We start from the raw sequence: 26,959 nt of genomic DNA, 5'->3' as shown, positions 1-26,959 counted from the left end.
GCCGGTCCCACCCAGGGGCACCCACCGTGACAGCACATCCCACGGCTGCCGCACGCCGTCCACGCCCACGCGGACGCGCACGCGGAGCCGTCACCTCGCTCGCCGCCGCCGCGGCCCTCGTCGCCTCGGCGGCGCTGACCGGCTGCGCCGCCGAGCGCGACGACGACGTGTACACCGTCCTGAACTCCTCGACCGACGAGACCTACCACCGCTGGGACGCGGAGGCGATGGCCCGCTGCGGGAAGCGGCTCGGGGTCACCGTCGAGCAGCAGAGCGTCCCCGCGTCCCAGGTCATGACGAAGGCGCTGCGCATGGCCTCGTCCAAGTCACTGCCGGACGTCGTCCAGTTCGACGCCTCCGAGATGCCGGTGTTCGCCGAGGCCGGCGGTCTGGTCGACCTGCGCGGTCTCGGCCTCTCCACCGACCACGTGCCCGACGGCATCGTCGACTTCGGCTCCTACCGGGGCACGTACTACGGGGCCGCCCGCTCCGTGAACACCCTCGCCCTCTTCTACAACAAGGACGTCCTCGCCGAGGCGGGCGTCCGCACCCCCGCCACCTGGGACGACCTGCGGGAAGCCGCGCGCGAGCTCACCCGCGGGAAGCGCTACGGGCTGGCGCTCAGCGCGGGTGGCGCCGAGGACGGCGTCTTCCAGTTCACCCCGTTCATGTGGTCCAACGGCGGCGACGAACGCGAGCTGGACAGCCCGGAGGTCGTCGAGGCGCTCGACTTCTGGAAGGCGCTGCTGAAGGACGGCTCGCTCTCCCGGTCCACGGTCAACTGGACCCAGGCCGACGTCAACGACCAGTTCATGGCGGGCAACGCCGCCATGATGATCAACGGCCCCTGGCAGGTCGAGACCCTCAACAGCGACCCCGACCTCAACTGGGGCATCGCCGAGATCCCCGTGCCCGAGGCGGGCGCCGACTCGGTCGCCCCCCTCGGGGGCGCCGTGCTCACCGTGCCCCGTACCGGCGACGACGACCGCGAGCGCATGGCAGGACGGATCGTCGCCTGCCTGACCGGCGAGAAGGAACAGCTCAGCTACGCCCTCAACAGCTGGATGGTCCCCGCCGACGAGCGGGCCGCCGCCGAGTGGCGGTCGAAGGTGCCCGAACTGGACGCGCTGGCCGACCAGGTCGCCACTGCCCGCTCCCGCACCGCACAGCTCGGCGCCGGCTGGCCGGCCGTCTCCCTCGCCCTGCAGAGCGCCTTCCAGTCCGCCCTGACCGGCCAGTCCAGCGAGGCCGCCCTGAAGCGCGCCCAGCAGCGGGCCACGAGCGGGAACTGAGGTACGCACCCATGACCACGTCCACCGTCACCGCCACGCCGTCCGCCACCGCGCCCCGGAAGGACACCGCGCCCGACCCGGCCCGCGCCCGTCTGCGCCGCAGGCTCGCCCGCTGGGGCTTCGTCGCCCCCGCCGTCGTCTTCATGCTGCTGTTCTTCGGCTACCCGCTCGTCCGCAACGTCGTGATGAGCTTCCAGCACTACACGCCGAAGACCTTCTTCACCGGCGAGGCCCCCTTCAACGGCGGCGACAACTGGTCGTCCGTCTTCCAGGACGCCCTGTTCGGCAAGGCCCTGTGGCACACCCTCGTCTTCACCGCGGGCTCTCTGCTCGGCCAGTTCTGCGTCGGCCTCGCCCTCGCCGTCTTCTTCAACCGCCGCTTCCCCCTCGGCGGCGTCCTGCGGTCCCTGATCCTGCTGCCCTGGCTGGTGCCGATGGTGGTGTCCGGCGTCGTCTGGCGCCGCATCCTCGACCAGGACACCGGCGTGCTGAACACGTTCCTCGACACCCTCGGCCTCGCCGGGCACACCCCGTGGCTCACCAGCCCGGACATGGCACTGCTCTCGGTCATCCTGGTCAACATCTGGATCGGCATCCCGTTCAACATGGTCATCCTCTACGGCGGCCTCCAGGAGATCCCCAGGGAGCTGTACGAGGCGGCCTCCCTGGACGGCGCCTCCGCCTGGCGCGCCTTCCGCTCCGTCACCCTGCCCATGCTCAGACCGGTGATCACGGTCGTGCTGGTGCTGGGCTTCATGTCCACGGTGAAGATCCTCGACCTGATCCTCGCCCTCACCGACGGCGGCCCCGCCGACGCCACCCAGACCCTGGGCACGCTCACCTACCAGAACTCCTTCGTGGAACTGGACTTCGGCGCCGGCGCGGTCGTCGGCAACGTCCTGATCCTGATCTCCGCCGTGTTCGCGGTGTTCTACCTGCGGGCCAACCGCACCGAGGGGAAGTGACCGACATGGCCGCCCACGCGCCCACCGCGCCCCGCCGCCGCTGGGGCTCCACCGTCGCGGGTCTGCTCGTCCTCGCGGTGATGCTGTTCCCGCTGTACTGGATGCTCAACACCGCGCTCCAGCCCGACTCGGGCCTGCTCCAGGTCGACCCGGTCCCCTCCGGACTCGACCTGTCCGGCTTCACCAAGGCCCTCACCGACCAGGGCGGCAACCTGCTGACCTCCCTGCTGGTGTCCGCCGGCGCCGTCGCGATCTGCCTCGCCGTCGCCGCGCCCGCCGCCTACGGCCTGGCCCGCTTCGGCCTGCGCGGCTCGCGCGCCATCGTGTTCGGCACCCTCATCACCCAGATGGTGCCGGGCATCGTCATCGCCAACGCCCTCTACACCTCCTACGTCGACCTAGGCCTGGTCAACTCCTACGCCGGGCTGATGCTCGCGGACGCCTCGCTCGGCATCCCCTTCTCCATCGTGCTGATGCGCTCCTTCATGCTGTCCATCCCCGGCGAGGTGATCGAGGCCGCCGAGATCGACGGGGCGGGACCGGTCCGGGTGTTCCTGCGGGTCGTGCTGCCGATGAGCCGCAACGCCCTGATCACCTCCGGCCTGTTCGCCTTCCTGTTCGCGTGGAGCGACTTCATGTTCGCCCTCACCCTGAACACCACGGACGACGTCAAGCCGATCACGCTGGGCATCTACCAGTACATCGGCGCCCACGTCGGGGACTGGGGCTCGGTCATGGCCGCGGCCGTGCTCTCCGCCGTGCCCGCCGCCGTCCTGCTCGTCCTCGCCCAGAAGTACATCGCCGCCGGCATCACCGGAGGATCCGTCAAATGACCGCCGCACCTTCCGACTTGGACCCGACCCGCATGAGCGACCTCCCCCGGTTCCCGCCCGGCTTCGTCTTCGGCGCCGCCACCGCCTCCTACCAGATCGAGGGCGCGGCCCACGAGGACGGACGCGGCCCGTCGATCTGGGACACCTACAGCCACACCCCGGACCGGGTGGCCAACGGCGACACCGGCGACGTCGCCTGCGACCACTACCACCGCTACCCGGAGGACGTGGCCCTGCTGCGCGACCTCGGGGTCGCCTCGTACCGCTTCTCCGTCGCCTGGCCGCGGATCGTGCCCGCCGGCTCGGGACCGGTGAACCCCAAAGGCCTGGACTTCTACTCCCGGCTGGTCGACGAACTCCTCGCCGCCGGCGTCGAACCGGCCGTCACCCTCTACCACTGGGACCTCCCGCAGGCCCTGGAGGACCGGGGCGGCTGGCGCGTACGGGAGACGGCCGAGCGGTTCGCCGAGTACACGGCCGTCGTCGCCGCCCACCTGGGCGACCGCGTGCCCCGCTGGATCACCCTCAACGAGCCCTGGTGCAGCGCCTTCCTCGGCTACTCCGTCGGCCGCCATGCCCCCGGCGCCCAGGAGGGCCGGGGCGCGCTCGCCGCCGCGCACCACCTGCTCGTCGGCCACGGACTCGCCGTGCGGGCGCTGCGCGCGGCCGGGGTGCGCGAGGTGGGCATCACCCTCAACCTCGACCACCACCTGCCCGCGACGGACTCCGACGCCGACCGGGCGGCGGTGGTACGCGCCGACACCCTGCACAACCTGGTCTGGACGGAACCGATCCTCGCCGGGCGCTACCCGGACACCGAGGAGGAGACCTGGGGCGAGCTGATCACCGGGCAGGACTTCCGCCGCGACGGCGACCTGGAGCTGATCGGCCGGCCGCTGGACTTCCTCGGCGTCAACTACTACCGCCCGATCGTCGTGGCCGACGCCCCGCACCGCGAGGGCGATCCCGCGCTGCGGGTGGCCACCGACAACCGCTGCACCGAGGTTCCCATGCCGGGCGTACGGCGGACCGCCATGGGCTGGCCGGTGGCCCCCGGAACCCTCACCGACCTCCTGACGGACCTGAAGGAGCAGTACGGGGACGCGCTGCCGCCCGTCCACATCACGGAGAACGGCTCCGCCGAGGACGACGAGGTGAGCCCCGACGGCGCGGTGCACGACACCGACCGCGTCGACTACCTGCGTGACCACCTCACCGCGCTGCGGGCCGCGATCGACGCGGGCGTCGACGTGCGCGGCTACTACGTGTGGGCGTTGCTGGACAACTTCGAGTGGGCCTTCGGCTACGGCAAGCGGTTCGGCATCGTCCGCGTCGACTACGCCACCCAGCGGCGCGTCCCGAAGGACAGCTACCACTGGTACCGGCGTCTGGTCGACGACCAAGGTTCCTGACAGGCAGGCGTCTCAGGCGGCCTTGGCGCCGTCCATGTCCGCCACGGGGAGCACCACCGCGGATTCCCCGGCCTGTGCGGCGGCCGGCCTGCGCAGCAGGAGCAGCGCCGCGTCGTCGTGCAGACGGCCGCCCACATGGTCCAGCAGGTCCTGGTGCAGCGCGGCCAGTGTCCGGTCCGGCCCGTCGCGCAGGCTCCGGGTCAGCCCGTCGGCCAGGGGATAGAAGGCGCGGCCGGCGTCCCGCGCCTCCGTGACGCCGTCGGTGTAGAGGAGCAGCTGGTCCCCGTCGTCGAAGGACACCACCTGGAGGCGGGGCGTGTCCTCCGACAGGGCGCGCAGCCCCAGCGGCGGCGCGGGGTGCACCGGCTCGACGGCCGTCACCTCGGTGCCGTGGATCAGCAGCGGGGGAGCGTGGCCGCAGTTGACCGTCTCCAGCCGCCCGGGCTCCGGGCAGCCGGCGACCACGGCGGTGACGAAGTCGTCGCCGCCCAGGTTGCGGGCCAGGCTCCGCTCGATCCGGCCCACCACGTCCAGCAGTTCCGGCTCGTCGTACGCCGCCTCCCGGAACACACCGAGCACCAGGGCGGCCGTCCCCACGGCCGGCAGCCCCTTGCCCCGCACGTCGCCGACGATCATCCGCACGCCGTGCGGAGTGGGGACGAGGGCGTAGAGGTCGCCGCCGATCCGGGCCTCGGCGGCGGCCGCGCTGTAGCGCACCGCCACCTGGAACGGGCCGACCGTCTCCGGCACCGGCTGGAGCAGGGCGTGCTGCGCGGTCTCCGCGACGGAGCGCACGGCGGCCAGCACCCGCTCACGGCGTGCCCGCAGCGCGCTGGCGAGGGTGCCCGCCAGGGTGACGGTCACCAGGGCGGCCAGCACGACGGCCAGGTGCGGGAGGGCCATGTCGTGCCGGTAGGCGATGCTCGCGCCGAGCGCGATGGCCAGCGCGCCCACACCCAGCACCCCGCGGGGCCGGCTGGTGGCGGCGGCCAGGGCGGGTCCGGTGGCGAGCAGCGGCAGCCAGATCCGGCCGGTGCCGGCCGCCATGTCGATGGACACGATGATGCAGAGGATCAGCACGGGCAGCGCCGGCGTCTCGGCGACCCAGTGCGCGCACGCCCGGGCTCGGGGGGATCGGAAGCACTTGAGTCCGTGCGGGTACGGCCGTATCGGCGACTGGTCGCGTCCATGCTGACGGGCGTGACTCATGTGCTGTCCGGTTCCTCACCTGTGGGCGTGTCCGAATTGCCTGCTTCTTCAAGAAAAGGTGAAGGTGCCCGGCATCACAAGGACGCGGTTTTCACATAGTGAGAGACAGGCTGCGGGTGATCCGTCGCGCGGTCGGCATCAGCCGGTCGCGGACCTCGTCGATCCGGTCGAGCCGGTTGCGCGGCATGGACACGCCGATGGAGCCCAGGGTGCCGCCGCTGTACACCGGCACCGCCACGCACACCGTGCCGAGCGCGTACTCCTCCAGGTCCGTCATGGCAGGGGCGAGGGGCGTGGTCTCCAGCCGGCGGATCAGCTCCACGGGCGTGGTGACCGTGTGCGGGGTGAGGTCGTTCAGCGTGTGCCGGGACAGGTACTCCTTGCGGGACTCGTCGTCCAGCTCCCGCAGCACGGCCTTGCCGAGCGCGGTGGCGTGGCCGGCGTCCGCGAACCCCACCCACAGGTCGACGCGCGGGGTGCGCGGTCCGTCCACGACCTCGGAGACCCGGATCTCCCCGTCCTCGTAGAAGGTGAGGTAGGCGGCGCTCGACAGCTCGTCGCGCAGCCCCGAGAGGACCGGCCGGACCCGGGCGAGCAGCGCCTGGCTCCGGCCGCCGGTGTGCAGGGACTGCAGCCGGTCGCCCAGGACGAAGCTGCCGTCGTCGAGCCGCCGCAGATATCCCTCGTGCACCAGGGTCCGCAGCAGGTGGTAGGCGGTGCCCAGGGGCAGCCCGGTCTCCCGCGCCAGCTGCTTCGCCGGCGCGCCCGTCTCGTGCGCGCTCGCCGCCTCCAGCAGCCGGAAGGCGCGCTGCACGGAGGAGATGAGTGTCGGGCTCGCACCCATGCGTCAAGCGTGCGCCACTCGTCCGCCGGCGGCAAGAAGAACTTCCGCTCCGATGTGCGTGAGGGCCGGACGGTCGGCCGTCACGCCCGGCCGACGCGACCGGCCGGTCGGGCGCCACGTCGAGGACGTGCCCCACCCCCTCACCCCCGGCCGGTGCCCCGTGGCGGCACGACGGCCGCCACCCGCTTCGCCGGGTCCAGAGCCACGGGCGGGGCTCGGACACCCTGGCCCGCGCGGTGTCCGAGCCGCCCGCCGTCCGGTTGCGGCCCCCCGTGACCGGACGGCGGGCGGCTCGTTGCCGACCCGGCAGGTGGTCCCGGGCGCCCGGTCGGTGAGGCAGGCCGGCACGGTCCGCGTCGGGCACCGGTCCGTCAGGGCGTGGGCACCTCGTCCACGAACGACGTGCCCGAGGCGCGGTAGGCGTCGATCTTCGCAGTGACCTGGGCGGGCGTCAGCACCTCGTCCTTGACGTGCAGGACGTAGTCGACCTGCTGGTGGTAGGCGCGGGGCGTGGTCGACGACTGCCCCTCCAGGTCGATCAGCCACTGGTTGAAGTTGATCGACATCGGCCGCTCCGGCAGATACGCGGCGTCATGCGTGCCGAAGTGGCTGCCGTCGACGTAGTACGTGATGCCGGAAGCGTCGATGGTGACGACCAGGTCGTGCCAGCCGGCGAAGCTCCGGCGGCTCTCGCTGTGCTGGTTGACGGCCTGCCAGGGATCGGGGTCGTACGTCTCCCAGGACGTCGTGTAGAGGATCGACGACGGCTCGCCCCAGCCACCGTTGGGCAGGTACTCGAAGTCGTACTCGGCGTAGTCGTCGGCCATCGGCGCCTTGAGGTCGTTGATGGTGAAGAACGTCTGCACCACCCGGTCGCCGTCCGGGCCGGAGACGGGCGCGTCGGAGAAGCGCACCCGGGCCGCGTAGGTGCCGTAGGCGAACTTCATGCTCCGGGTGAGGATCTCGGTGTGCGTGGTGGAGGCGCCGGTGCCCGCGGTGGACGTCTCCAGGTCCATCACCGAGTTGCCTCCCGAGGAGGAGAAGGTCACCTTCGACGGGTCCCAGGTCGCGCCCGGCACCCCGGGGCCGCCCGCGTTGGAGCGGACGCTCCAGCCGTGCGCCGTGAGGTCGGGGTCGGTGTGGGACCCGTAGTCGAAGTCGTCGAACAGCGTCTGGCCGCCCTCGCCGGGCGGGTCGGTCGGGTCCGTGGGGTCGGTCGGGTCGTCGCCCTCGGGTCCCACGCCCCACACGCCGGTGCCCGCGAGGCGCGCGGTCACCTTGTCCCAGTCGGCGTACGACGTCCGTGCGGCGCCGAAGGAGTAGTCGTCGCTCTGCCGCAGCGTCCGCCAGTCGGCCCGGTGGAACCGCAGTTGCAGGTCCCCGGTGTCGGCGCCCGGCGCGAGCGTCCCGGCGGACGGGGTGAACCCGATCTCCAGGTAGCGGTCGGCCGTCGCGGTGGGCGTGGGGAGCGTGCCGAAGGTGCCGGTGACGGACGCACAGCCGACGACCGCCCAGGAACAGGCGAAGCGGTACACGGTGTCCTGGGCGTCGGCCTTGAAGTAGTAGCGGATCTTCACCTGGCTCAACTGCAACGGCGCGGAACCGGTGTTGCGGACCTTGAACCAGGGCTCGCTCTGGTCGGCGGTGGCCCCGGTGGCGCTGGTGCGGTACTGCACGGCGAGCGGGCCGTCCGCGGCGTTGGCGGCCGGGGCGGGGAGCCCGGTGAGGGCGGCGCCGCCCAGCAGGGCGGTGAGGGCGAGTGCCGCGCGGGCTCGGTGGCCGGTGGGACGAGTACGCATCCGTGGTCCTTTCGCGGTGGGGGGTGGCGCACGGGGGTGCGTCCGCGCGGCGGGCGTGGGGGCGCTGCCCGGCGCGGGGCTCGCGGTGACGGACCGGTCCTCGGAACTGACCAGTTGTCCGCCGGGGCCTTACCAGTCGATGTCGAGAGAAGGTGGCATAGACCAATGTGCGCGTCAACCCCACGCGTCGGAAGGGAAATTGGCCGCGACGACGGATATTCGCGTGACGACCGAACCAGTTAAGGTCGGGGACATACCAGTCGCCCGTGCCCGACCGCGGCCGACGACGAGGAGAGACCCGTATGGCCATCGATCCCGCCGCCTCGGGTGCGGTGCTCAAGCGTGAACGGGTGCGCGACGCGCTCCTCGAACTCATCGAGGCCCGCCGTCCCGGGGACGCCGTCCCCTCCGAGCGCGCCCTCTGCGCCCGGCTCGGTGTCTCGCGTCCCACCGTGCGGGCCGCGGTCGACGAACTCGTGGTCGCGGGGCTGCTGGTGCGCGAGCACGGGCGGGGCATGTTCGTCGCCGCCGAGAAGATCACCCAGGAGCTCGTCCCGGAGCATGGCGCGTTGACCGTGCCCCAGGCCAAGGGCGTGTGGACCAGTCGCGTCCTCGAGTTCCGCACCCTCCCGGCCGGCGCCCGCGTGGGCCGCAGACTGCGCGTGTCACCGGCCGCCGAGATCCGGTACGCGGCCCGGCTGCGACTGGTGGACGGTGCCCCGATGGCCATCGAGCACCTGCACCTCCCCGCCGTCCTGGTACCGGACCTCACCGAAGCGGAGTTCGAGCAGGGCGACCTCTACGAGCACTTCCGCGACCGGCACGGGGTGCGGGTCGGTGAGGCCGTGCAGTCCGTCGAGCCCACCGTGGTGACCCGCGCGGAGGCGGAACTGCTCGACGTGCCCGAGCTGTCCCCGGCCCTCCTGTTCGAGCGCCTCACCACCGACACCGCGGGACGTCCGGTGGAGTACGTCCACTCCGTCTACCGGGGTGACCGCTACCGCATCGTCTCCCGGCTCGCCCTGGGCCCGAGCGCCCCGCGCACGGGCGAAGGGGAAGGGGGCCAGGGGGACCACCACCCCGGCTTCCCGCCCGGCGACCTCATCTCCCGCGGCCCGGTCAGCTTCTCGGCGCACGGCGTCGTCCAGCACGACTGAGCCACGGCAGCCGGCGCACGCGCGCAACGGATGTGGAACCTTGTCCTCCTCAATTTTTGCTTGAACCGTTGACAGGTCCATACCAGGGCGGGACTCTCCTTGAGAGCGCTCTCACACCCGTAGCCGGCCACTCGTCGAACGGAGAACGACCATGCTGCGCACCCTCAGACGCCGGGTCACCGCCGTGGCTCTGGGTATCGCCACCGCGCTGGGCGGCGGCTGGCTCGCCGCCGGGGTCCCGTCCCCCGCGCACGCCGCGGTCCCGGCCACCATCCCGCTGACCATCACCAACAACTCGGGCCGCGCCGAGCAGGTCCACATCTACAACCTCGGCACGGAGCTGTCGTCCGGCCGGCAGGGCTGGGCCGATGCCGGCGGCGCCTTCCACCCCTGGCCCGCGGGCGGCAATCCGCCCACCCCCGCACCCGACGCCTCCATCCCGGGCCCGGCCCCCGGCCGGTCCACCACCATCCAGGTGCCCAAGTTGTCGGGCCGCATCTACTTCTCCTACGGCCGCAAGATGGAGTTCCGGCTCACCACCGGCGGCCTGGTGCAGCCCGCCGTGCAGAACCCCACCGACCCCAACCGCGACATCCTCTTCAACTGGTCCGAGTACACGCTCAACGACTCCGGACTGTGGATCAACAGCACCCAGGTCGACATGTTCTCCGCGCCCTACACGGTGGGCGTGCGGCGCGGTGACGGCAGCACGCTGAGCGCGGGCAGGCTCAAGCCCGGCGGCTACCACGGCGTGTTCAACGCCCTGAGGGCGCAGCCCGGCGGCTGGGCCAACCTCGTCCAGACCCGCTCCGACGGCACCGTGCTGCGCGCCCTGTCCCCGCTGTACGGGGTGGAGACCGGCGCCCTGCCGGCATCGGTCATGGACGACTACATCAACCGCGTGTGGAACAAGTACACGGGCACGGACCTGACCGTCACGCCCTTCGCCGACCGTCCCGACGTCCGGTACACCGGTCGGGTCTCCGGAGGCGTCCTGCGTTTCAGGGACAACGCCGGCCGCGAGGTGACCACCTTCCAGAAACCTGACGCCTCGTCCGTCTTCGGCTGTCACCGCCTCCTCGACGCCCCCAACGACCAGGTGCGCGGCCCCATCTCGCGCACCCTGTGCGCGGGCTTCAACCGCACCACCCTGCTCGCCAACCCGAACCAGCCCGACCGGAGCGCGGCAGGCTTCTACCAGGAGCCGGTCACCAACCACTACGCGCGGATCGTCCACGCGCACATGGCCGACGGGAAGGCGTACGCCTTCGCCTTCGACGACGTCGGCGCCCACGAGTCGCTCGTCCATGACGGCGACCCGCGCGGGGCGTCCCTGACGCTCGACCCGCTCGACTGACCGCGCCTCCGGCGCCGTGTCCGGCCGGTCCTCCGGCCGGACACGGCGCACCTGACGCCCCGTCGGCGGACGTCCTTTGTGTCCCGCGATCACCACGGCCGCGCGGGCACCATAGGGTGCCACCATGTCTGCCTCGCTGAACGCCGGTAAAACGCGCGCCGCACTGCGCACCTCGGCACGCATCTCGGGGGAAATGCTGCTGGTCCTGGTGGCCACCGGGGTGGCCCTCTGGCTGTTGGGCCGCATGTGGTCGGTGGTCTGGCCCCTGATAGTCGGCCTGCTGCTCACCACGCTCACCTGGCCTCCGACCCGCTGGCTGCTGCGGCGCGGACTGCGCCCCGCGGTCGCCGCCTCCCTGGTGACCGTGCTGTTCCTGCTGGTCGGCGCGGGCACCGTGGCGCTCATCGCCGTGCCCGTGGCGTCGGAGGCCGGCGAACTCGGCGACGGTGTCGTCGCGGGTGTGCAGAAACTGCGCGACTGGGCGGAGGGCCCGCCGCTGAACATCGACGACGCCCAGATCTCCACCGCACTGGACGCGGCCGTCGCCCGGCTCCAGGACAGCGCCGGGTCCATCGCCACCACCGCCGTCACCGGGGTGAGCACCGTCTTCAGCGGCGTCGTCACGGCCGTGCTCGCGCTCTTCCTGATGTTCTTCTTCCTGAAGGACGGGCCGCGCTTCCTGCCGTGGCTGCGCCGCCAGCTGCCCGGCCGGCTCGCCACCGACGTGCCGGTCGTGGCCGCCCGCTGCTGGAACACCCTCGGCGCGTTCGTCCGGTCGCAGGCGCTCGTCGGTCTCATCGACGGCGTGCTCATCGGCCTCGGCCTGTGGATCCTCGACGTGCCGCTGGTCCTGCCGCTCGCGGTCCTGACCTTCGTGTCCGCGTTCGTGCCCATCGTCGGCGCCCTGTTCGCCGGGCTCGTCGCCGTGCTGATCGCGCTGGTGTCCAACGGGCTGGTCAACGCGCTGCTCGTGCTCGCCGTGATCATCGTCGTGCAGCAGCTCGAGGGCAACGTGTTCCAGCCGATCATCCAGAGCCGCGGCCTCGGTCTGCACGCGGCGGTCGTCCTGCTGGCGGTGACGCTGGGCGGCAGCCTGGCCGGCATCGTCGGCAGCCTGCTCGCCGTGCCCATCGCCGCCCTGATCGCCGTCGTCTGGAACTACCTGCGGGAACAGCTCACCGACCCGCCGGCACCGCAGCCACCGGCGCCGGAACCGTCGGCGCCCCGGTCTCCGGAACCGTCGGCGCCGCAGCCCACGGCGCCCCACCCCCCCGCGCCCGACGCCTCCGCGGCCTGACCGCCCTCCGACCTTCAGGAAGATCCCGTGACGTACGACCTCACCGCCCTGCGCGCCGGCATCCCCGCGCTGGCCGCCGGCACCGCCCACTTCGACGGTCCCGGCGGAACCCAGACGCCACGCCCCGTCATCGAGGCGATAGCGGACGCCCTGGCGCGGCCGCTGTCCAACCGGGGCAGCCTGCTCCCCGGCGAGCGCCACGCCGACACGCTCGTCGCCGAGGCGCGCCGCGCCCTGGCCGACCTGCTGGGCGCCGACCCGGCGGGCGTCGTCTTCGGCCGCAGCGCCACCCAGCTCACCTACGACGTCGCCCGCACGCTCGCCGCCGGCTGGGCGGAGGGCGACGAGGTCGTGGTCACCCGGCTCGACCACGACGCCAACATCCGCCCGTGGGTGCAGGCGGCCGAACGGGCCGGAGTCACCGTCCGCCGCGCCGACTTCGACCCGGCCACCGGGGAGCTCACCGCCGACCACATCCGCGCACAGCTCTCCGAACGCACCCGCCTCGTCGCGGTCACCGCCGCCTCCAACCTGATCGGCACCATGCCCCCGGTCGCCGAGATCGCGCGACCGGTCCACGAGGCGGGCGCCCTGCTGTACGTCGACGGCGTGCACCACACGGCGCACGCGCCGGTCGACGTGCGGGCACTGGGCGCGGATTTCTTCGTCTGCTCGCCGTACAAGTTCCTCGGCCCCCACCACGGCGTCCTCGCCGCCGCCCCCGAGCTGCTGGAGACCCTGCGTCCGGACAAGCTGCTGCCCTCCTCGGACGCGGTGCCCGAGCGGTTCGAGCTGGGCACGCTGCCCTACGAGCTCCTGGCCGGCACCCGCGCGGCCGTCGACGTCCTTGCCGGGCTCGGCGGCCCGGCCGACGGCGACCGCCGCGCCAGGCTCGGCGCGGCGTACGAGGCGATCGGGGCGCACGAGGCGCGGCTGCGGGCCCGCCTGGAGGAGGGCCTGGCGGTCCTCGAGGGGGTGACGGTCCACTCCCGGGCGGCCCGCCGAACTCCGACCCTGCTGCTCACCTTCGACGGCCGCCGCACCGAGGACGCCTACCGCTTCCTCGCCGGACGGAACGTCCACGCCCCCTCCGGCCACTTCTACGCCCTGGAGGCCTCCCGCCACCTCGGCCTCGGCGACAGCGGCGGCCTGCGCGTCGGCCTCGCCTGCTACACCTCCGAGGAGGACGTCGACCGCCTGCTCGACGGTCTGACGGACTTCCTCGAGGAGACCCCGGCCGCACACTGAGGCCAGGGTCCGCCGGCGCCGGTACGCGGCGGCGCCGGCGGGCCGTTCGTGCCATCGTGGACGCATGACTGTCGAAGTCCGTCCGGCCTCGGAGTTCGCAGACGTCCGTGCCCTGCTCGGGCCCAAGTCGCCGCACGCGAACGTCTGCTGGTGCCTGAGCTACCGCATCCCCTCCAAGCTCAACCGCGAGCTGCGCGGCCCCGCCCGCGGCGAGTACGTCGCCGGACTGCTCCGCTCCGGCACCCCGCTCGGCGTGCTCGCCCACGAGGACGGCGAGCCCGTCGGCTGGGCCGCCGTCGCCCCGCGCGCGGACACCTCCTTCGCCCGCAACCGCAAGATCCCGCACGTCGACGATCTGCCGGTGTGGTCCCTGTGGTGCATCCGGGTCCGCCCCGGCCACCGCGGCAAGGGCCTCTCGCACGCCCTGATCGCCGGAGCCGTCGACTACGCCCGCGCGCAGGGCGCCCCCGCCGTCGAGGCCTACCCCCTCGACAACGGCGACGCCCGCGTCGACCTGACCATGGCCTACCCCGGGCTCCGCAAGAACTTCGAGCGGGCCGGGTTCACCCACGCCGCCGACACCACCTCGGTGCTGGCCGGCCGGCCCCGCGTGCTGATGCGGCTCGACCTGCGCTGACGGCACGGGCCGCCGGGCTCAGGCGTACAGCGCGGCGATCTCCCGCGCGTACTTCTCCTGCGCCGCCTCCCGCCTGACCTTCAACGACGGGGTGAGCAGACCGTTCTCCTCGCTGAACTCGCCCTCCACGACGACGAACTTGCGGATGGATTCCGCCCGGGAGACGGCCTCGTTGGCGTAGTCCACCGCCTTCTGCACGTCGTCGTGCATGCGCGGGTCGCGGACCACCTCGGACATCGGGGTGTCGGCCGGCATCCCGCGCACCGACAGCCAGTGGGCCACCGTCTCCGGGTCGAGGGTGACCACCGCGGCCACGAAGGGCCGGTTGTCGCCGACGACCAGGCACTGCCCGACCGGCGGGCGGCTGCGCAGCCGGTCCTCCAGCACGGCGGGGGAGACGTTCTTGCCACCGGAGGTGACGATGATGTCCTTCTTGCGGCCGGTGATGGTCAGATAGCCGTCCTCGTCGAGGGAGCCGAGGTCCCCGGTGGCGAACCAGCCGTCGCGCAGCACCTCCTCGGTGGCCGCCGGGTTGTTCCGGTACGAGCCGAAGACGATGCCGCCCTTGATCAGCACCTCGCCGTCGTCGGCGATGCGCACCGCGGTGCCCGGGACCGGCCGGCCGACCGTGCCGGGGCGCGGGGACAGCGGCGGGACGACGGTCGCGGCGGCGGTGGTCTCGGTGAGCCCGTAACCCTCGTAGATCATGATGCCGGACGCGTAGAAGAACAGGTTGAGGTCCTTCTCCAGTGGGGAACCGCCGCTGATGGCGTAGCGCAGGCGCCCGCCGAGCTCCTTGCGGACCCTGCGGTAGACCAGCAGGTCGTACAGCGCCCACGCGGCGTACAGGCCGAGCCCGGGGCCCTTGCCGCGGCCGAGGAAGCGGTCGAGGTGCGCCCGCGCGAAGCGGACGGCGACGCGGTGGGCGCGCTCGAAGGACGCGCCGCGCCCGATCTTCTCGGCGGTGGCCCGCCCGGTGTCGTGGATCTTCTCGAAGAGGTAGGGCACGCCCACCACGAACGTGGGACGGAACGACTTGAGCGCGGGACGCAGTTCGTCCGGTTTGATGCTCGGGCAGTGCCCCGTCTCGATGCGGGCCATGAGACAGGAGATCTGCAGGGTGCGGCCCAGGATGTGGGCGAGCGGCAGGAACAGCAGCGTCGAGGCGGCCTGGGAGGTGACCGCCTTGAAGACGGGGTGCAGCAGCTCGACCGTGTTCGCGGACTCGGCGTACAGGTTGCCGTGGGTGAGCACGCAGCCCTTGGGGCGTCCCGTGGTGCCGGAGGTGTAGCAGACGGTCGCGACCGTGTCGGCGGTGAGGGCGGTGCGCCGCTTGGTGACCTCCTCGTCCGGGACGTCCCGGCCCCGGGCGACGAGGTCGTCCACGGCGCCCGCGTCCAGCTCCCACACCTCGGGCGCCGGGTGCAGGGCGGCGGTGCCGACGCGGACCGTGGCGGTGTTGTCCGGGGTCTCCGTGACGACGTACCGGACGCCGGAGTCCCGGACGATCCACTCCACCTGGTCCGCCGAGGAGGTGGGGTACACCGGCACGGTCTGCCCGCCGGCCGCCCAGATCGCGAAGTCCAGGAGCGTCCACTCGTAACGGGTGCGGGACATCACGGCGACCCGGTCGCCCGGCTGGAGACCGGCCGCGACCAGGCCCTTGGCAACGGCGGTGACCTCCGAGGCGAAGGCCGCCGCCGTGACCGGGCGCCACGCGCCCCCTTCCTCGCGGCGCAGCACGACGGCGTCGGGCGCCTCGTCCGCGTTGGTGAATGGGACGTCGGCGGTCGTGCCCGTGACGGGGTGCGCGGCCAGGACCTCCGTACGGACCTCGCGGACGGTGCCGCGTTCGTCCTTGACGGTCTCCACCGAGGTGCGGCCGGCCAGATCGGCCCGTCGTTTCGCCCGTTTCAGATCCTTGCGTACGCCCATGACGGCTCCCGGTCGCGGCTGACTGTCCTGCTGGTGCTGTCCGTGCTTACTTACTCGGGAGTCAACTTACCCGTGCGTAAGAACGAGTCAACGGTCCGGGGGCGATCACTCCAGCCGGTTCGCCGTACGGATCGCCTCCGCAAGCTCCCGCACGTCCGCGTCCTCGGTCCGCGCGGCCAGCGACCCGGCGCGCTCGGACAGCTCCGCGAGGCCCGGGGCGCCCGGCAGCGCGCTGTCCCGGTGGCCGGGGGAGCGCAGCGCGTCGGCGAAGTAGGCCGCGGTCGCGGTCACCGTCAGCCGGGGCCGCGCCCGCCACACCGACTCCTGGAGCCCGTCGGTCTCCAGGTCGCCGGTCTCCTCGTGCGGGGTACGGCTGTCGGGGTCGAGCCAGCGCACGGTCGCCGTGGCGAGGTGCCCCTCGGCGCCGGGACGGGTGCGCACCGCGTACAGGGCGGTCACGGTGTGGCCGGGTCCGACCTCGCCGCCGTCGACCCGGTCGTCGCGGAAGTCCTCGTCCGCCACCTTGCGGTTGTCGTAGCCGACCAGGCGGAACTCGGCGACGGTCTCCGGGTCGAAGGCCACCTGCGCCTTGGCGTCCCTGGCGGTCAGCTCGATGTTGCGGGGGAGTTCCTCGCAGAACACCTCGCGGGCGTCCTCCTCGTCGGACACGTACACGGTGTGGCCGTCGCCCCGGTCGGCGAGCTGCTCCATGAGGGCGTCGCCGTAGTCGCTGCCGACGCCGACGCCGAACAGGGTGATGCCGTGCTCGCGCCGGGACGACGCGATGCGCTCGAGGATCGCGTCGGCCTCCGTCTCACCGGTGTTGGCGAGGGCGTCGGACACCAGCACGACTCGGTTGGTGGCGCCCTTGCGGAGTCCTTCCACGGCGGCCTCGTAGCCGGTCTCGACGCCCGCGCCGACATTGGTGGAGTCGGTCGGCTCCAGGCCGTCGATCGCGTCGTGGATCTCGCCCCGGTGGCCGTCGAGCCGGGTCATCGGCAGCACGGTCTCCGCCTCGCCGCTGAAGGTGACGAGGGCGACCGAGTCGTCGTCGCGCAGTTCGTCGGTCATGGTGCCCAGCGCCTCCTGGGCCAGGTCCAGCCGGCCCGGTTCGGCCATCGAGCCGGAGACGTCGATGACGAACGTGAGAGCGGCAGGCGGCCGTTCGCCGTCCGCGTCGGCGGACCGGGTGGCGAGCCCGACCCGCACCAGCGACCAGTCCTCCTCGTCGGTGCGGGCGCCGTCCACGGTGACCGTGAAGCCGTCGCCGTCGGGGCGCGGGTAGTCCTGCCGGAAGCTGTTGACAAACTCCTCCGGGCGCACGGTCGACGGGTCGGGCAGCCGGCCCTCGTCGAGGGTGCGCCGGGCGTAGCCGTAGGAGGCGGTGTCGACGTCCAGCGCGAACGTCGACAGGTAGTCGGGCTCGGGGACCGCCTCCCGCGACTCCTGCTCCCCCTCCCGCTCGCCGCCCTCGTACCGGTTCGAGCCTTCCGGGGCGTGCGGGGGCGGCATGTCGTGGCTGCCGCCCCCGTAGGAGGCGTCGCTCTTCCGCGCCCCGCCGTCGTCGTCCCCGCTGCATCCGGTGAGCAGCAGCCCGCAGGCCGCGGTGAGTGCCAGCAGCACCCCGGCCGGCCGTCGTGTCCCGTGCCGCTTCATCCCTGTGTACCCCCTGTGTCGGTCGACGCCGCTTCAGTGACTGTGACGGCGCGGCAGGGCGGAACGTGCGGTACGGGGTGTTGCAGGTGCGTCTCGATGCGGGAACGGCGGTGTCCCGCCGAGACCGGCAGGTGACCCTCCGTTGACCTGAGCGAGGCCTGCCGGCGGAAACGGCCGGTGCGGCCCGGGGCGACGCCCCGGACCACACCGGCCGCGAACAGCTCGTCCGCTACGGATAGCTGACCAGGTTGGCCACGTTGGTGGCCGAGTTGGACGGGCCGCCCCGGTCGTTGATGACGTGCCGGATGGTGCCGGTGCCGCCGAGGGACACGGTCACCATGTTGCGGAAGCGCACACCGGGCCGGTTCGGCGCCGCGAAGGCACGCTCGGCCGTCACGCTCGGGTTGACGTTGAAGTAGCAGTAGCTGCCCAGTCCGTACGCCTCGTGGCTCGTCACATGGTCGGCGACCTTGTAGGCCGCGTAGCCCTGCGTCGAACCGTCCGTCCAGGCCGCCTGGTTGGGCGGGTCGTACGGCATCTCGTTCTGGTAGAAGTACGTCCGGCCGCCGTTGCCGTTCCACACCGTCTGGTGTTTCTGGTAGTGCTCGACGAACAGGCCGTACATCGTCACGGCGTCGCCGTTGACGACGAGCCCGGTGTCGGCGGGATTGACGGTCCAGCCGATGCCGTTGCCGTGGTCGCCGCGCCAGATCCACATGTGGTCGCCGATCACGTGGTCGCTGTTGACGACCAGGCTCGTGGTGGCCTTGCCCGCGTGGGCGCCGCCGACCCGGAAGTACACGTCGTGCAGCGAGGTCGGGTTCGCCGCGTGGCTCGCGGACGCCCCTTCGGGCCCGATCTCCACGAGCGTGCGGGAGTTGGCGGTGCCCGCGTCGAAGAGGACGCCCGCGATCTTCACCCCGTCGACGTCGGCGACCGTCATGGCCGTCACACCGTTGTCCGGGACGAAGGTGGCCAGGCCCAGACCCAGCACCACGGTGTCAGGACGGGTCACCCTGAGGGTCTGGTCCAGGTGGTAGACGCCCGGCGTGACCAGCAGGTTCTTGCCCGCGGCCAGCGCCGCGTTGATCTGCGCCGCGCTCGCCGTGCCCGGCTTGACGACGTAGAAGCTGTCCATGCCGAGCGACGTGCCCGCCGTGTTCCCGTTCGCCCAGGTGGTCCCGGAGGAGTCGGCACGCAGCGCCGGCACGAACACCCGGTAGGCGCCCGCCGCGTCCACGTACAGATACGGCTTCTCCCGCACCGTCGGCGTCCGGTCGACGGTGGTGAACGGCGGCTGCGGGAAGGTGTTGCCCGGCACGCCCCGGCTGCCCACGAAGACCATGTTCCAGTTGGAGCCGCTCCAGCTGCCCAGCTGGGAGTTGCGGGTCAGCCACTGCTGCTGCGACCCGGACCGCACCTGGCCGTCGATCTTCGTGTCGGCCATGAACCCGCCGCTGGACCAGCCGCCGTCACTCAGCTCCAGGTCGCCGCGCACATGCATGCGCCGGTAGCCGGAGGCCTGCGACACGGCCCAGCGGTCCGTCCCGCCGGCCGGGTTGACCGACAGGTTCTCGGCGCCCCGCCAGAAGTTCTGCGTCGCGTTCTGCGGCGGGAACCAGTCCGCCTCGACATGCACGGCGCCGTTGATCGTCACCGCGTCCGGCGACTGCCCGAGCCCCAGCACCTGTGTGTAGAAGCCGACATTGACGTCGTTGCTGTACGTGCCCGGCTTGAACAGCACCGCGTACCGCTCGGAGCCGAACTGGTTGGTCTCCTGCTGCCGGAAGATCGAGTCCAGCCGGCTCTGGATGACCGACGACGGCATCGACGGGTCGAACACCGCGACGTTCGGGCCGAGATCCACGTCCCCGGGCGCGCTGCTCACCGGCGTGACCTGGAAGCGCTGCGCCGCCGTGCCGTTGCAGGCGTACTGCACCAGCTGGACGCCGTCGGCCGTCGAGGCGGACGGCACGTCGAGGCACTTGCCGCTGTGCCGGTTGACGAACCGGTAGGCGCCGCCGCCCTCGTCGACGGGCAGCCACTGCTGGTTGGCGCCGTCCCCGTACGTCCACAGGTGCACGGCCGCGTTGTCGGCGGCCGACACCTCGCTGACGTCCACCACCTGGCGCTCGTCGTTGCGGTTGCCGATGCGGACGTAGCCGTCCCCGGTGGGCGTGAGGCTCCACAGCTGGGCGGTGGTGCCGTTGCAGCCGTACTGCTGGACGGCGGTGCCGTTGGCCGTGCCGGCGGCGCGGGCGTCCAGACACTTGCCGCTGCCGCTGTTCACCACGGTCGTCCACCCGGACGGGACCGCGGCGGCCGCCGCGGCGGAGGCGCCGGCGTCCGCGCGGGCGGGCTGGACGGCGAGCAGCAGCGAGGCGGTGGTGGCGACGGCCGCCGCGACCGCGGCCCACCGGCGGCGGTCGGGTCTCGTCGCGGGGGTGCCGGGGCGGCGACCGGGGCGTGGTCGCGTGGGAGCGGGCATCGGATCTCCTGTTATGTCATGTCTATGACAGTTCAGCGCGTCCCTGGGCCCTCAGGGTGCGGAGACGCGTCAGGTGGGGGGGCAGACGGAGCGGTGTGCGAGCCGCCGCTCGCGGCAAACGCTTACTTCAGTCCGTGATTTAAGGGGTGACGGAAATCGGTGTCAAGGGTTTGGTCCAGGCCAAGTGGAAAAGGAGCGAGGCCCTCGACGACGGAACGGGTCGCGGGTCCCGCATCGGTCAACGGCGAAGCGCCGCCCGCCCTCCCATCAGGGGGGCGGACGGCGCGCCGGACCGGGACCCGTCACCCGTCTATCTCATCGCGCGGGCGCTACGGATTGACACAACCGATCGTGCCCACCGGGAAGTTGTTGCCGGTGGAGGTGGCGGTGAAGCCGAACGACACACTTCCGTCGGGCGCGATCACTCTGTTGTGAGAGGCGTTCCGCACCGTCACCGTGCCGTCCGAGCCGGTACTGAGGGTGCCGTTCCAGGCGCTGCCGATCGTGGTGCCCTGCCCGGGCTTCCACTGCACGGCCCAGCCGTTCAGCGGTGACGTCCCATGGTTCATCACCTCGACGGAGCCCTGGAAACCGCCGTTCCAGGAATTGGTCACGCTGTAGACGGCCATGCACTCACCGGTGTGCGGCGGGTCGCTCGGGTCGGGGGTGGGGTCGGTGCCGGGGTCCGGGGTACCTCCCGAACCGCGGATGCCGGTGACCTCGCCGTTGCCGCCGTCGAAGACGACGTCGGAGCAGGAGAAGAAGTTCTCCTGGCTGTCCGAGCGCACCCACTGCATGAAGATCAGCGCGTCACCGGAACGGCCCGAGGGCAGGTTCAGGTTCCAGTAGTAGTGGCCCCCGTTGGCGCCGGGGGAGCCCTGCTGGGGCGGGTTGGTGACGGTCTGGATCAGCTCCAGGTCGTTCCACTTCAGCTGCGAGGTGGGCGACCAGCCGGGCTTGGTGATGTACACCCGGAAGTCACCCGGGTGCGCGGCCCAGTTGCTGTACTGCACCTTGATCGTCGAGCCCGACGTCAGATGCGTGCGCGGCCAGTCGGAGCGGGCCGCGTTGTAGGCGGAGAAGTCGTAGGGCGAGCGGTCGCCCGCGCTGCACAGCTTGCCGTCCGGGACGTAGCCCGGACCGCGTCCGCCGGCCTGTGAGTCGAGGACGGCGAACCAGTTGTAGAGGGCCGTGGCGCCGCTCTGGTTGAGCGCGGCCTTGCAGGCGGGGTTGGTCGGGTCGAGTGCGCCGGTGCCGGTGATGGCGTCCAGCTGGCACAGGTAGGTGCGCGAGCCGGGCATCATCGCCACGCCGTGCGCCTGTGCGTCCTTCTGCCAGAGGAAACTGAGACCGAGCCCTCCGAGGAGGGTCGCCAGTACCGCTGCCAGAGAGACCAGTCTGCTTCTCAGAGCCATGGAGTCTCCTGTCCCGATGCTGAGTTCTTCATGGGCGGTGCCAGAGGGGTGGGGGAGCGGGGGTTGGAGCCCCCGCCCGGCCGGGGAGGGCGCCAGCCGGACGGGCGGGGGGTAGGAGGGCCGTCACGCGGCGGACCGTCCGGGGCGGGTGCGCCGGCACCCGTCGCCGGTACGGCCGTCCGTGGCACGGACGGGCGGGGTCGGCGGTCCCGGCTCACGGGCCGCCCCCTCGGGCGGGACGTACGCGCTTCGGGGCCCGACCCGTCGGGGCAGGGAGGAGGAGCGGGCCCCGGAAGCAGGGCGGGGTACGGCGGCGCGGGGCCGCCGTGGGCCCTTACGCGGTGCGGCAGGCCGTGCCGTTCAGCTGGAAGGCGTCCGGCTGCGCGAAGCTGCCGCTGTAGGTGCCCTGGAAGCCGAAGCTCCGGCTGCCGCCGGCGGCGATCCGTGCGCTGTCGGCCGGCGCGGTGGCCGTGACCGCGCCCGAGGAGGGGGTGACGGACGCGTTCCAGGCGTGCACCACGCTCTGCCCGGAGGGCAGGGTGAAGCCGAGCCGCCAGCCGTCCACGGGGGCCGAACCGTTGTTGGTGACCGTGACGTTCGCGGTGAAGCCGCCCGGCCACACGTTCGTCGCGTACGACACCGTGCAGGCGGCAGGCGCGCCCGGGTCGCCCGGGTTCTGCGACCCGCCCGTGTTGACGGTCGACGAGAAGGAGTTGACCGCGAGGCCCGCGCCGTTCTGCCAGGGCTCGAAACCGGCCTGGATGCTCGTCAGGTACCAGTCGTTGCCCGCCATCCCGCGGGCGACGGTCGCCCGGACGAAGTCCATCACGTCGAAGCTCCAGCTGCCGATCGCGGACGGGGCGACGAACGACAGCACGTCGTTGGTGCCGTTGCCGCCGGACCACACCTGCCAGGTGCGCCCGGCTACGTTGGCCGTGCCGACCTGCGAGCCGATCGGCTGGATCGGCCCCACCCGGTTGAACCAGATCATGATCTCGGTCCGGTTCACCCCGTCGGTGCGGGGCGTCGGGTCCAGCCAGATGTCGTACGAGGCGTTGTACACGGCGTTGTCGACATAGGTGTACGAGATGCTGCTGGGCGCGGAGGAGATGCCGCTGATCCGTGCGGGGAGCGCGGTGCCCGGCGAACAGTTCGTGTAGTGGCAGCCGTTGAAGACCGACGGGTACGACTTCGGCGCGCCGTTGGTCGGCACCGAGCCGTCGGCCTGCGCGATGCGGAAACCGGAGTCGGTGGCGGTGACGCACTGGGTGGCGCTGGTGCCCCAGCGGTTGTTCTGGACGACGTAGCGGCCCTGGATGACGGTGGAGCCGAACTGCTCGCAGATCGTGGTGTCGGCCTGGGCGGGGGCGGTCGAGGTCAGCAGCGCCGCGAGCGCGGCGAGCGCGGTGAGCAGCGCCGCCGACACGGCGCGCAGGGTGCGGGGGTGGTGCCGTAACCGTGGCATGTGGGGGACCTCTCGGGAGGGGGTGCGGGATACCGGCGGGAGCGCTCCCGCCTCCCCATTGATGGGAGCGCTCCCAATGGTGTTCCGGGAGGGGACTGTAGAAGGCGCCCATGTCCCTGACAACCCTGTGCGCGCCAACCCGTCGAATGTCTTTCGACGTCGCAGGTCAGGGCGGTGATCCACTTGACCTCGACCGACGGGAGCGCTCCCGAAAGTTTCGACGCGCACGCGACGGCGCGGGATTCCGTGCCGGGTCAGGCGGAGCCGCGCAGCACCAGCTCCGTGCGGTGGATGACATGCCGCCAGGCCGTCGAGGGCTCCTCCATCTCCTCCAGGAGCAGCCGCACCATCGTGTGCCCGATCTCCTCGAGTGGCTGACGGACCGTCGTCAGTTTCGGGTCGGTGTGCTGGGCGAGCGGGAAGTCGTCGAACCCGATCACCGCCACGTCGTCCGGCACCCGCCGGCCCGCCGCCCGGAGCGCTCCCAACGCGCCCGCGGCCATGGTGTCCGACGCGGCGAACACTCCGTCGATCTCCGGCGCCCGCTCGATGAGCGCTGCCATCGCGCGATGCCCGCTGTCCGCCGAGAAGTCGCCCCGCACGGTCCAGGACTCCCGCGGCACGACCCCCGCCCGCTCCATCGCCTCGCGGTAGCCGCGCAGCCGGCACTGGGCGACGTACATGTCGGGCGGCCCCGTGATGGTCGCGACGGCACGGCGGCCGGTGTCCAGCAGATGCGACACGGCGGCGCGCGCCCCTCCGACGTTGTCCGCGTCGACGTAGGTCACGCTCTCGTCCCCGGAGCGCCGCCCCAGGAGCACGGTGGGCAGACCCACTTCCGCCAGCATGTCGGGCAGCGGGTCCGTGGCGTGCACGGACATCAGCATCACGCCGTCGACCCGGCCGCCGCGCGCGTACTCGACGAGCCGCTGCCGCTCGGCGTCCGTGCGCACCAGGGTGAGCAGCAACTGCACCTCGGTCTCCGTCAGGGCGTCCCCGACGGACCGCACGATCTCCGAGAAGAAGGGCTCGCCGAACTGCCGCCAGTCCGGCTCCGTCATGACCAGCGCGACCGCGTCGGCGCGCCGTCCGGCCAGCGTGCGGGCGGCCAGATTGGGGACGTACCCCAACTCGGCGATGGCGCGCTGCACGGCGCGGCGGGTCGTGTCCTTGACCCCCGCCGCGTTGTTGATGACGCGGGAGACGGTGCCCCGCCCCACACCGGCGAGCGCCGCCACCTCCTCGAGCGTCGGTGTGCCCGGACGCCGCCTGAGCATGACCACCCCCACGAGATCACTTGATCCTACGGCCCCAGTCATGCCCGTATCGACCGTTCCCGCAACCCGCCCGCCCCGCGGGGCCGTTCGCGGCCCGCTCCCGGAGCGGAACGGCGTGTCCGGACCCTGGACAGGCCCCCGGCGCCGTGCTCTCATCCCGACTGGGCCTTACAACGTTGTGCAAACCGAACGGCGAGCCACCCGCCCGTCCCGCGCATCCCCGCGCGGAGGAACGGACGACGATGAACAGGAGCCCGCGTATGCCCGTCACCAGACGCACCCTCCTCGGCGCCGGAGCCGCAGGCCTCGGCGCGGCCGCACTCGGCGGCCCCTTCACCCCCGCCTCCGCCGCCGCGAGGCGCGCCGCGGCCCCCCTCCCGGACGCCTTCCGTCGACTGCCCTCCGGCAGCGTCACCCCACGCGGCTGGCTGGCCGGCCAGCTGCGCCTCCAGCTCGACGGACTGTGCGGCCGCTACGAGGAGATCTCCCACTTCCTCGACTTCGCCACCACGGGCTGGGTCCACCCCGACCGCCCCGGCTGGGAGGAACTGCCGTACTGGCTGCGGGGATACGTGCCGCTCGCCGTGGCCACCGGCGACTCCGCCGCCCTCGCGAACGCACGCCGGTGGATCGACGCGATCCTCGCCACCCAGCAGCCCGACGGCTTCTTCGGACCGCGCGCCCTGCGTACCTCCCTGGGCGGCGGCCCCGACTTCTGGCCGTACCTTCCGCTGCTCCAAGCCCTGCGCACCCACGAGGAGTTCACGGGCGACGAGCGCGTCGTGCCCTTCCTCCTCGCGTTTCTCCGCCACATGAACGCCCAGGGTCCCGGAGCCTTCGGCACCAGCTGGATCTCCTACCGTTGGGGCGACGGCCTGGACCTCGCCGTATGGCTGTACCGCCGCACGGGGGAGACCTTCCTCCTCGACCTCGCCGCCAAGATGCACACCCTGGGCGCCGACTGGACCGGCCCGACCCCTTCGCGCCACAACGTCAACATCGCCCAGGGCTTCCGCGAACCCGCCCAGTACGCCCAGGTGACCGGCTCGGCCGAGCTGACCCGCGCCACCTACCGCGCCTACGACACCGTCATGGCCGAGTACGGCAGGTTCCCCGGTGGCGGCATGGCGGGCGACGAGAACTGCCGGCCCGGCTTCACCGACCCGCGGCAGGGCTTCGAGACCTGCGGCGTCGTCGAGCTCATGGCCTCGCACGAACTCCTCGTCCGCATCACCGGGGACCCCGTGTGGGCGGACCGCTGCGAGGACCTGGCGTTCAACACGCTCCCCGCGTCCCTCGACCCGCAGGGCAGGGCCGTCCACTACATCACCAGCGCCAACGGTGTCGACCTGGACGACCGCACCAAGACGCAGGGCCAGTTCCAGAACGGCTTCGCCATGCAGGCGTACCACGCGGGCGTCGACCAGTACCGCTGCTGCCCCCACAACTACGGTATGGGCTGGCCCTACTTCACCGAGGAGCTGTGGCTCGGCACCGACGACGGTGGACTGGCCGCCGCGATGTACGCGCCCAGCACCGTCCGCGTCCAGGTCGCCGGCGGCACCACGGTCGGCGTCACCGAGGACACCGGTTACCCCTTCACCGACACCGTCCGCCTCACCGTCTCCACCCCGCGCCCGGTACGCTTCCCGCTTCGCCTGCGGGTCCCCGGCTGGTGCCGCTCACCCGAACTCCGGGTCGCCGGGCGGGCGGTGAGCGCGCCGGACGGACCGGGCTGGGCGAGCGTGACACGCACCTGGCGCGACGGTGACGTGGTCACCCTGCGCCTGCCGCAGCGCACCGAGGTGCGGGCCCTGCCGGAGCAGCACGGCGCCGTGACCGTCCAGCACGGGCCGCTGGCGTACTCCCTGGAGATCGGTGAACGGTACGACCGTTACGCGGGCGACGACACCTTCCCCGCCTACGAGGTGCACGCCACCACACCCTGGAACTACGGCCTCGCCCCCTCGCCCCGCCCGGAGTTCACCCGCACTCCCGGCCCCGTCCCCGACAACCCCTTCACCCACGCCACCACCCCCGTCCGCATCACCGCCGACGCCCGCCGCGTCACCGAGTGGACCGCCGACGACGAGCACGTCGTCACCCCCCTCCAGGACAGCCCCGCCCGCAGCGACGCCCCGGTGGAGCGCGTCACCCTGATCCCGATGGGCGCGGCACGGCTGCGGATCACCGCGCTTCCCACGGCGTCCCCGGACGGCCGGCCCTGGACGCCCGAGCCGCCGTACCGCCGGATCGAGAACCGGCACAGCCGCAAGGTCCTCGCGGTGGACGGCATGTCCACGGAGAACAGCGCCCGCGTGGTGCAGTTCGCGAACACCGGCACCGGCGACCACGCCTGGCAGCTGGTTTACAGGGGGGAGGGCTGGTACCTGATCCGCAACGGCCACAGCGGCAAGGTGCTCGGCGTCGACGGCATGTCGACGGCCGACAGCGCACGGGTGGTCCAGTACGAGGACAACGGGACCCCCGACCACCTCTGGACCCTGGTGGACAACGGCGACGGCTGGTACCGCATCCGCAATCGCCACAGCGGCAAGGTCCTGGGCGTGGACGGCATGTCGACGGCCGACAGCGCGCAGGTCGTCCAGTTCACGGACAACGGCACGGAGGACCACGTGTGGCGCTTTCTGTGAAGCGCCCCCCGAGGGGCGC

At 72.3% G+C, this 26,959-nt stretch carries 19 protein-coding genes; 10 read left to right on the top strand and 9 right to left on the bottom strand.

Features of this window, described 5'->3' with window-relative positions:
* Positions 1–26 precede the first annotated feature (26 nt).
* Genes ELQ39_RS02165 through ELQ39_RS02150 form a run of 4 tightly spaced genes read left to right on the top strand, consistent with a single transcriptional unit; the run spans position 27 to position 4,502 of the window.
* Positions 27–1,292 (top strand): ABC transporter substrate-binding protein, encoded by a 1,266-nt coding sequence (locus ELQ39_RS02165; protein WP_242590795.1) that lies wholly within the window; start codon positions 27–29, stop codon positions 1,290–1,292.
* Between the two features lie 11 nt (positions 1,293–1,303).
* Entirely contained in the window at positions 1,304–2,257 is a 954-nt protein-coding gene (locus ELQ39_RS02160; RefSeq protein ID WP_242590794.1) for a carbohydrate ABC transporter permease, read from the top strand.
* 5 nt (positions 2,258–2,262) lie between these two features.
* On the top strand, positions 2,263–3,090 hold the full coding sequence (locus ELQ39_RS02155; RefSeq protein WP_190002286.1) for a carbohydrate ABC transporter permease: 828 nt from the start codon (positions 2,263–2,265) through the stop codon (positions 3,088–3,090).
* Positions 3,091–3,122: 32 nt separating this feature from the next.
* Complete coding sequence (locus ELQ39_RS02150; protein WP_242595523.1) at positions 3,123–4,502, top strand: GH1 family beta-glucosidase; 1,380 nt, start codon at positions 3,123–3,125, stop codon at positions 4,500–4,502.
* A gap of 12 nt (positions 4,503–4,514) precedes the next feature.
* Here ELQ39_RS02150 and ELQ39_RS02145 read toward each other — a convergent pair whose 3' ends face one another.
* The 3 genes from ELQ39_RS02145 to ELQ39_RS02135 form a co-directional block, all read right to left on the bottom strand.
* Complete coding sequence (locus ELQ39_RS02145; protein ID WP_443334325.1) at positions 4,515–5,711, bottom strand: PP2C family protein-serine/threonine phosphatase; 1,197 nt, start codon at positions 5,709–5,711, stop codon at positions 4,515–4,517.
* A 91-nt stretch (positions 5,712–5,802) separates the two neighbouring features.
* A complete protein-coding gene (locus ELQ39_RS02140) occupies positions 5,803–6,555 on the bottom strand; it encodes an IclR family transcriptional regulator (protein ID WP_242590793.1) in 753 nt (250 codons plus the stop codon).
* Positions 6,556–6,926: 371 nt separating this feature from the next.
* Positions 6,927–8,354: a cellulose binding domain-containing protein gene (locus tag ELQ39_RS02135; protein ID WP_242590792.1), complete on the bottom strand. Its 1,428-nt coding sequence runs from the start codon at positions 8,352–8,354 to the stop codon at positions 6,927–6,929.
* A gap of 302 nt (positions 8,355–8,656) precedes the next feature.
* Here ELQ39_RS02135 and ELQ39_RS02130 point away from each other — a divergent pair, with 302 nt between their 5' ends.
* The 5 genes from ELQ39_RS02130 to ELQ39_RS02110 all read left to right on the top strand — a co-directional run bounded on the left by ELQ39_RS02130 (position 8,657) and on the right by ELQ39_RS02110 (position 14,050).
* Complete coding sequence (locus ELQ39_RS02130; RefSeq protein ID WP_242590791.1) at positions 8,657–9,511, top strand: GntR family transcriptional regulator; 855 nt, start codon at positions 8,657–8,659, stop codon at positions 9,509–9,511.
* A 151-nt stretch (positions 9,512–9,662) separates the two neighbouring features.
* A complete protein-coding gene (locus tag ELQ39_RS02125; RefSeq protein WP_242590790.1) occupies positions 9,663–10,868 on the top strand; it encodes a glycoside hydrolase family 64 protein in 1,206 nt (401 codons plus the stop codon).
* 124 nt (positions 10,869–10,992) lie between these two features.
* Positions 10,993–12,165, top strand: coding sequence for an AI-2E family transporter (locus ELQ39_RS02120; RefSeq protein ID WP_242590789.1), 1,173 nt, complete (start codon positions 10,993–10,995; stop codon positions 12,163–12,165).
* A gap of 27 nt (positions 12,166–12,192) precedes the next feature.
* Positions 12,193–13,413: a cysteine desulfurase-like protein gene (locus ELQ39_RS02115; protein ID WP_242590788.1), complete on the top strand. Its 1,221-nt coding sequence runs from the start codon at positions 12,193–12,195 to the stop codon at positions 13,411–13,413.
* A 64-nt stretch (positions 13,414–13,477) separates the two neighbouring features.
* Positions 13,478–14,050 carry a GNAT family N-acetyltransferase gene (locus ELQ39_RS02110; RefSeq protein WP_225639790.1) on the top strand — a complete coding sequence of 191 codons (573 nt, stop codon included), beginning with the start codon at positions 13,478–13,480 and terminating at the stop codon, positions 14,048–14,050.
* An 18-nt stretch (positions 14,051–14,068) separates the two neighbouring features.
* Here the strand turns inward: ELQ39_RS02110 and ELQ39_RS02105 are convergent, their stop codons facing one another.
* The 6 genes from ELQ39_RS02105 to ELQ39_RS02080 all read right to left on the bottom strand — a co-directional run bounded on the left by ELQ39_RS02105 (position 14,069) and on the right by ELQ39_RS02080 (position 24,286).
* Positions 14,069–15,985, bottom strand: coding sequence for an AMP-dependent synthetase/ligase (locus ELQ39_RS02105; RefSeq protein WP_242590787.1), 1,917 nt, complete (start codon positions 15,983–15,985; stop codon positions 14,069–14,071).
* Between the two features lie 105 nt (positions 15,986–16,090).
* Complete coding sequence (locus tag ELQ39_RS02100) at positions 16,091–17,641, bottom strand: vWA domain-containing protein (RefSeq protein ID WP_242590786.1); 1,551 nt, start codon at positions 17,639–17,641, stop codon at positions 16,091–16,093.
* A gap of 229 nt (positions 17,642–17,870) precedes the next feature.
* A complete protein-coding gene (locus ELQ39_RS02095) occupies positions 17,871–20,129 on the bottom strand; it encodes an RICIN domain-containing protein (RefSeq protein WP_242590785.1) in 2,259 nt (752 codons plus the stop codon).
* A 329-nt stretch (positions 20,130–20,458) separates the two neighbouring features.
* Positions 20,459–21,544: a lytic polysaccharide monooxygenase auxiliary activity family 9 protein gene (locus tag ELQ39_RS02090; protein WP_225625732.1), complete on the bottom strand. Its 1,086-nt coding sequence runs from the start codon at positions 21,542–21,544 to the stop codon at positions 20,459–20,461.
* Between the two features lie 334 nt (positions 21,545–21,878).
* A complete protein-coding gene (locus tag ELQ39_RS02085) occupies positions 21,879–23,009 on the bottom strand; it encodes a GH12 family glycosyl hydrolase domain-containing protein (protein WP_242590784.1) in 1,131 nt (376 codons plus the stop codon).
* Positions 23,010–23,263: 254 nt separating this feature from the next.
* Complete coding sequence (locus ELQ39_RS02080; RefSeq protein WP_242590783.1) at positions 23,264–24,286, bottom strand: LacI family DNA-binding transcriptional regulator; 1,023 nt, start codon at positions 24,284–24,286, stop codon at positions 23,264–23,266.
* Between the two features lie 260 nt (positions 24,287–24,546).
* Here ELQ39_RS02080 and ELQ39_RS02075 point away from each other — a divergent pair, with 260 nt between their 5' ends.
* A complete protein-coding gene (locus tag ELQ39_RS02075; protein ID WP_242590782.1) occupies positions 24,547–26,940 on the top strand; it encodes an RICIN domain-containing protein in 2,394 nt (797 codons plus the stop codon).
* Positions 26,941–26,959: the final 19 nt, after the last annotated feature.

Origin of the sequence: Streptomyces sp. GB4-14 (assembly GCF_022696125.1) — a bacterium.
GTDB lineage: Bacteria > Actinomycetota > Actinomycetes > Streptomycetales > Streptomycetaceae > Streptomyces > Streptomyces werraensis.
This window is presented reverse-complemented; position numbering and strand designations above follow the sequence as displayed.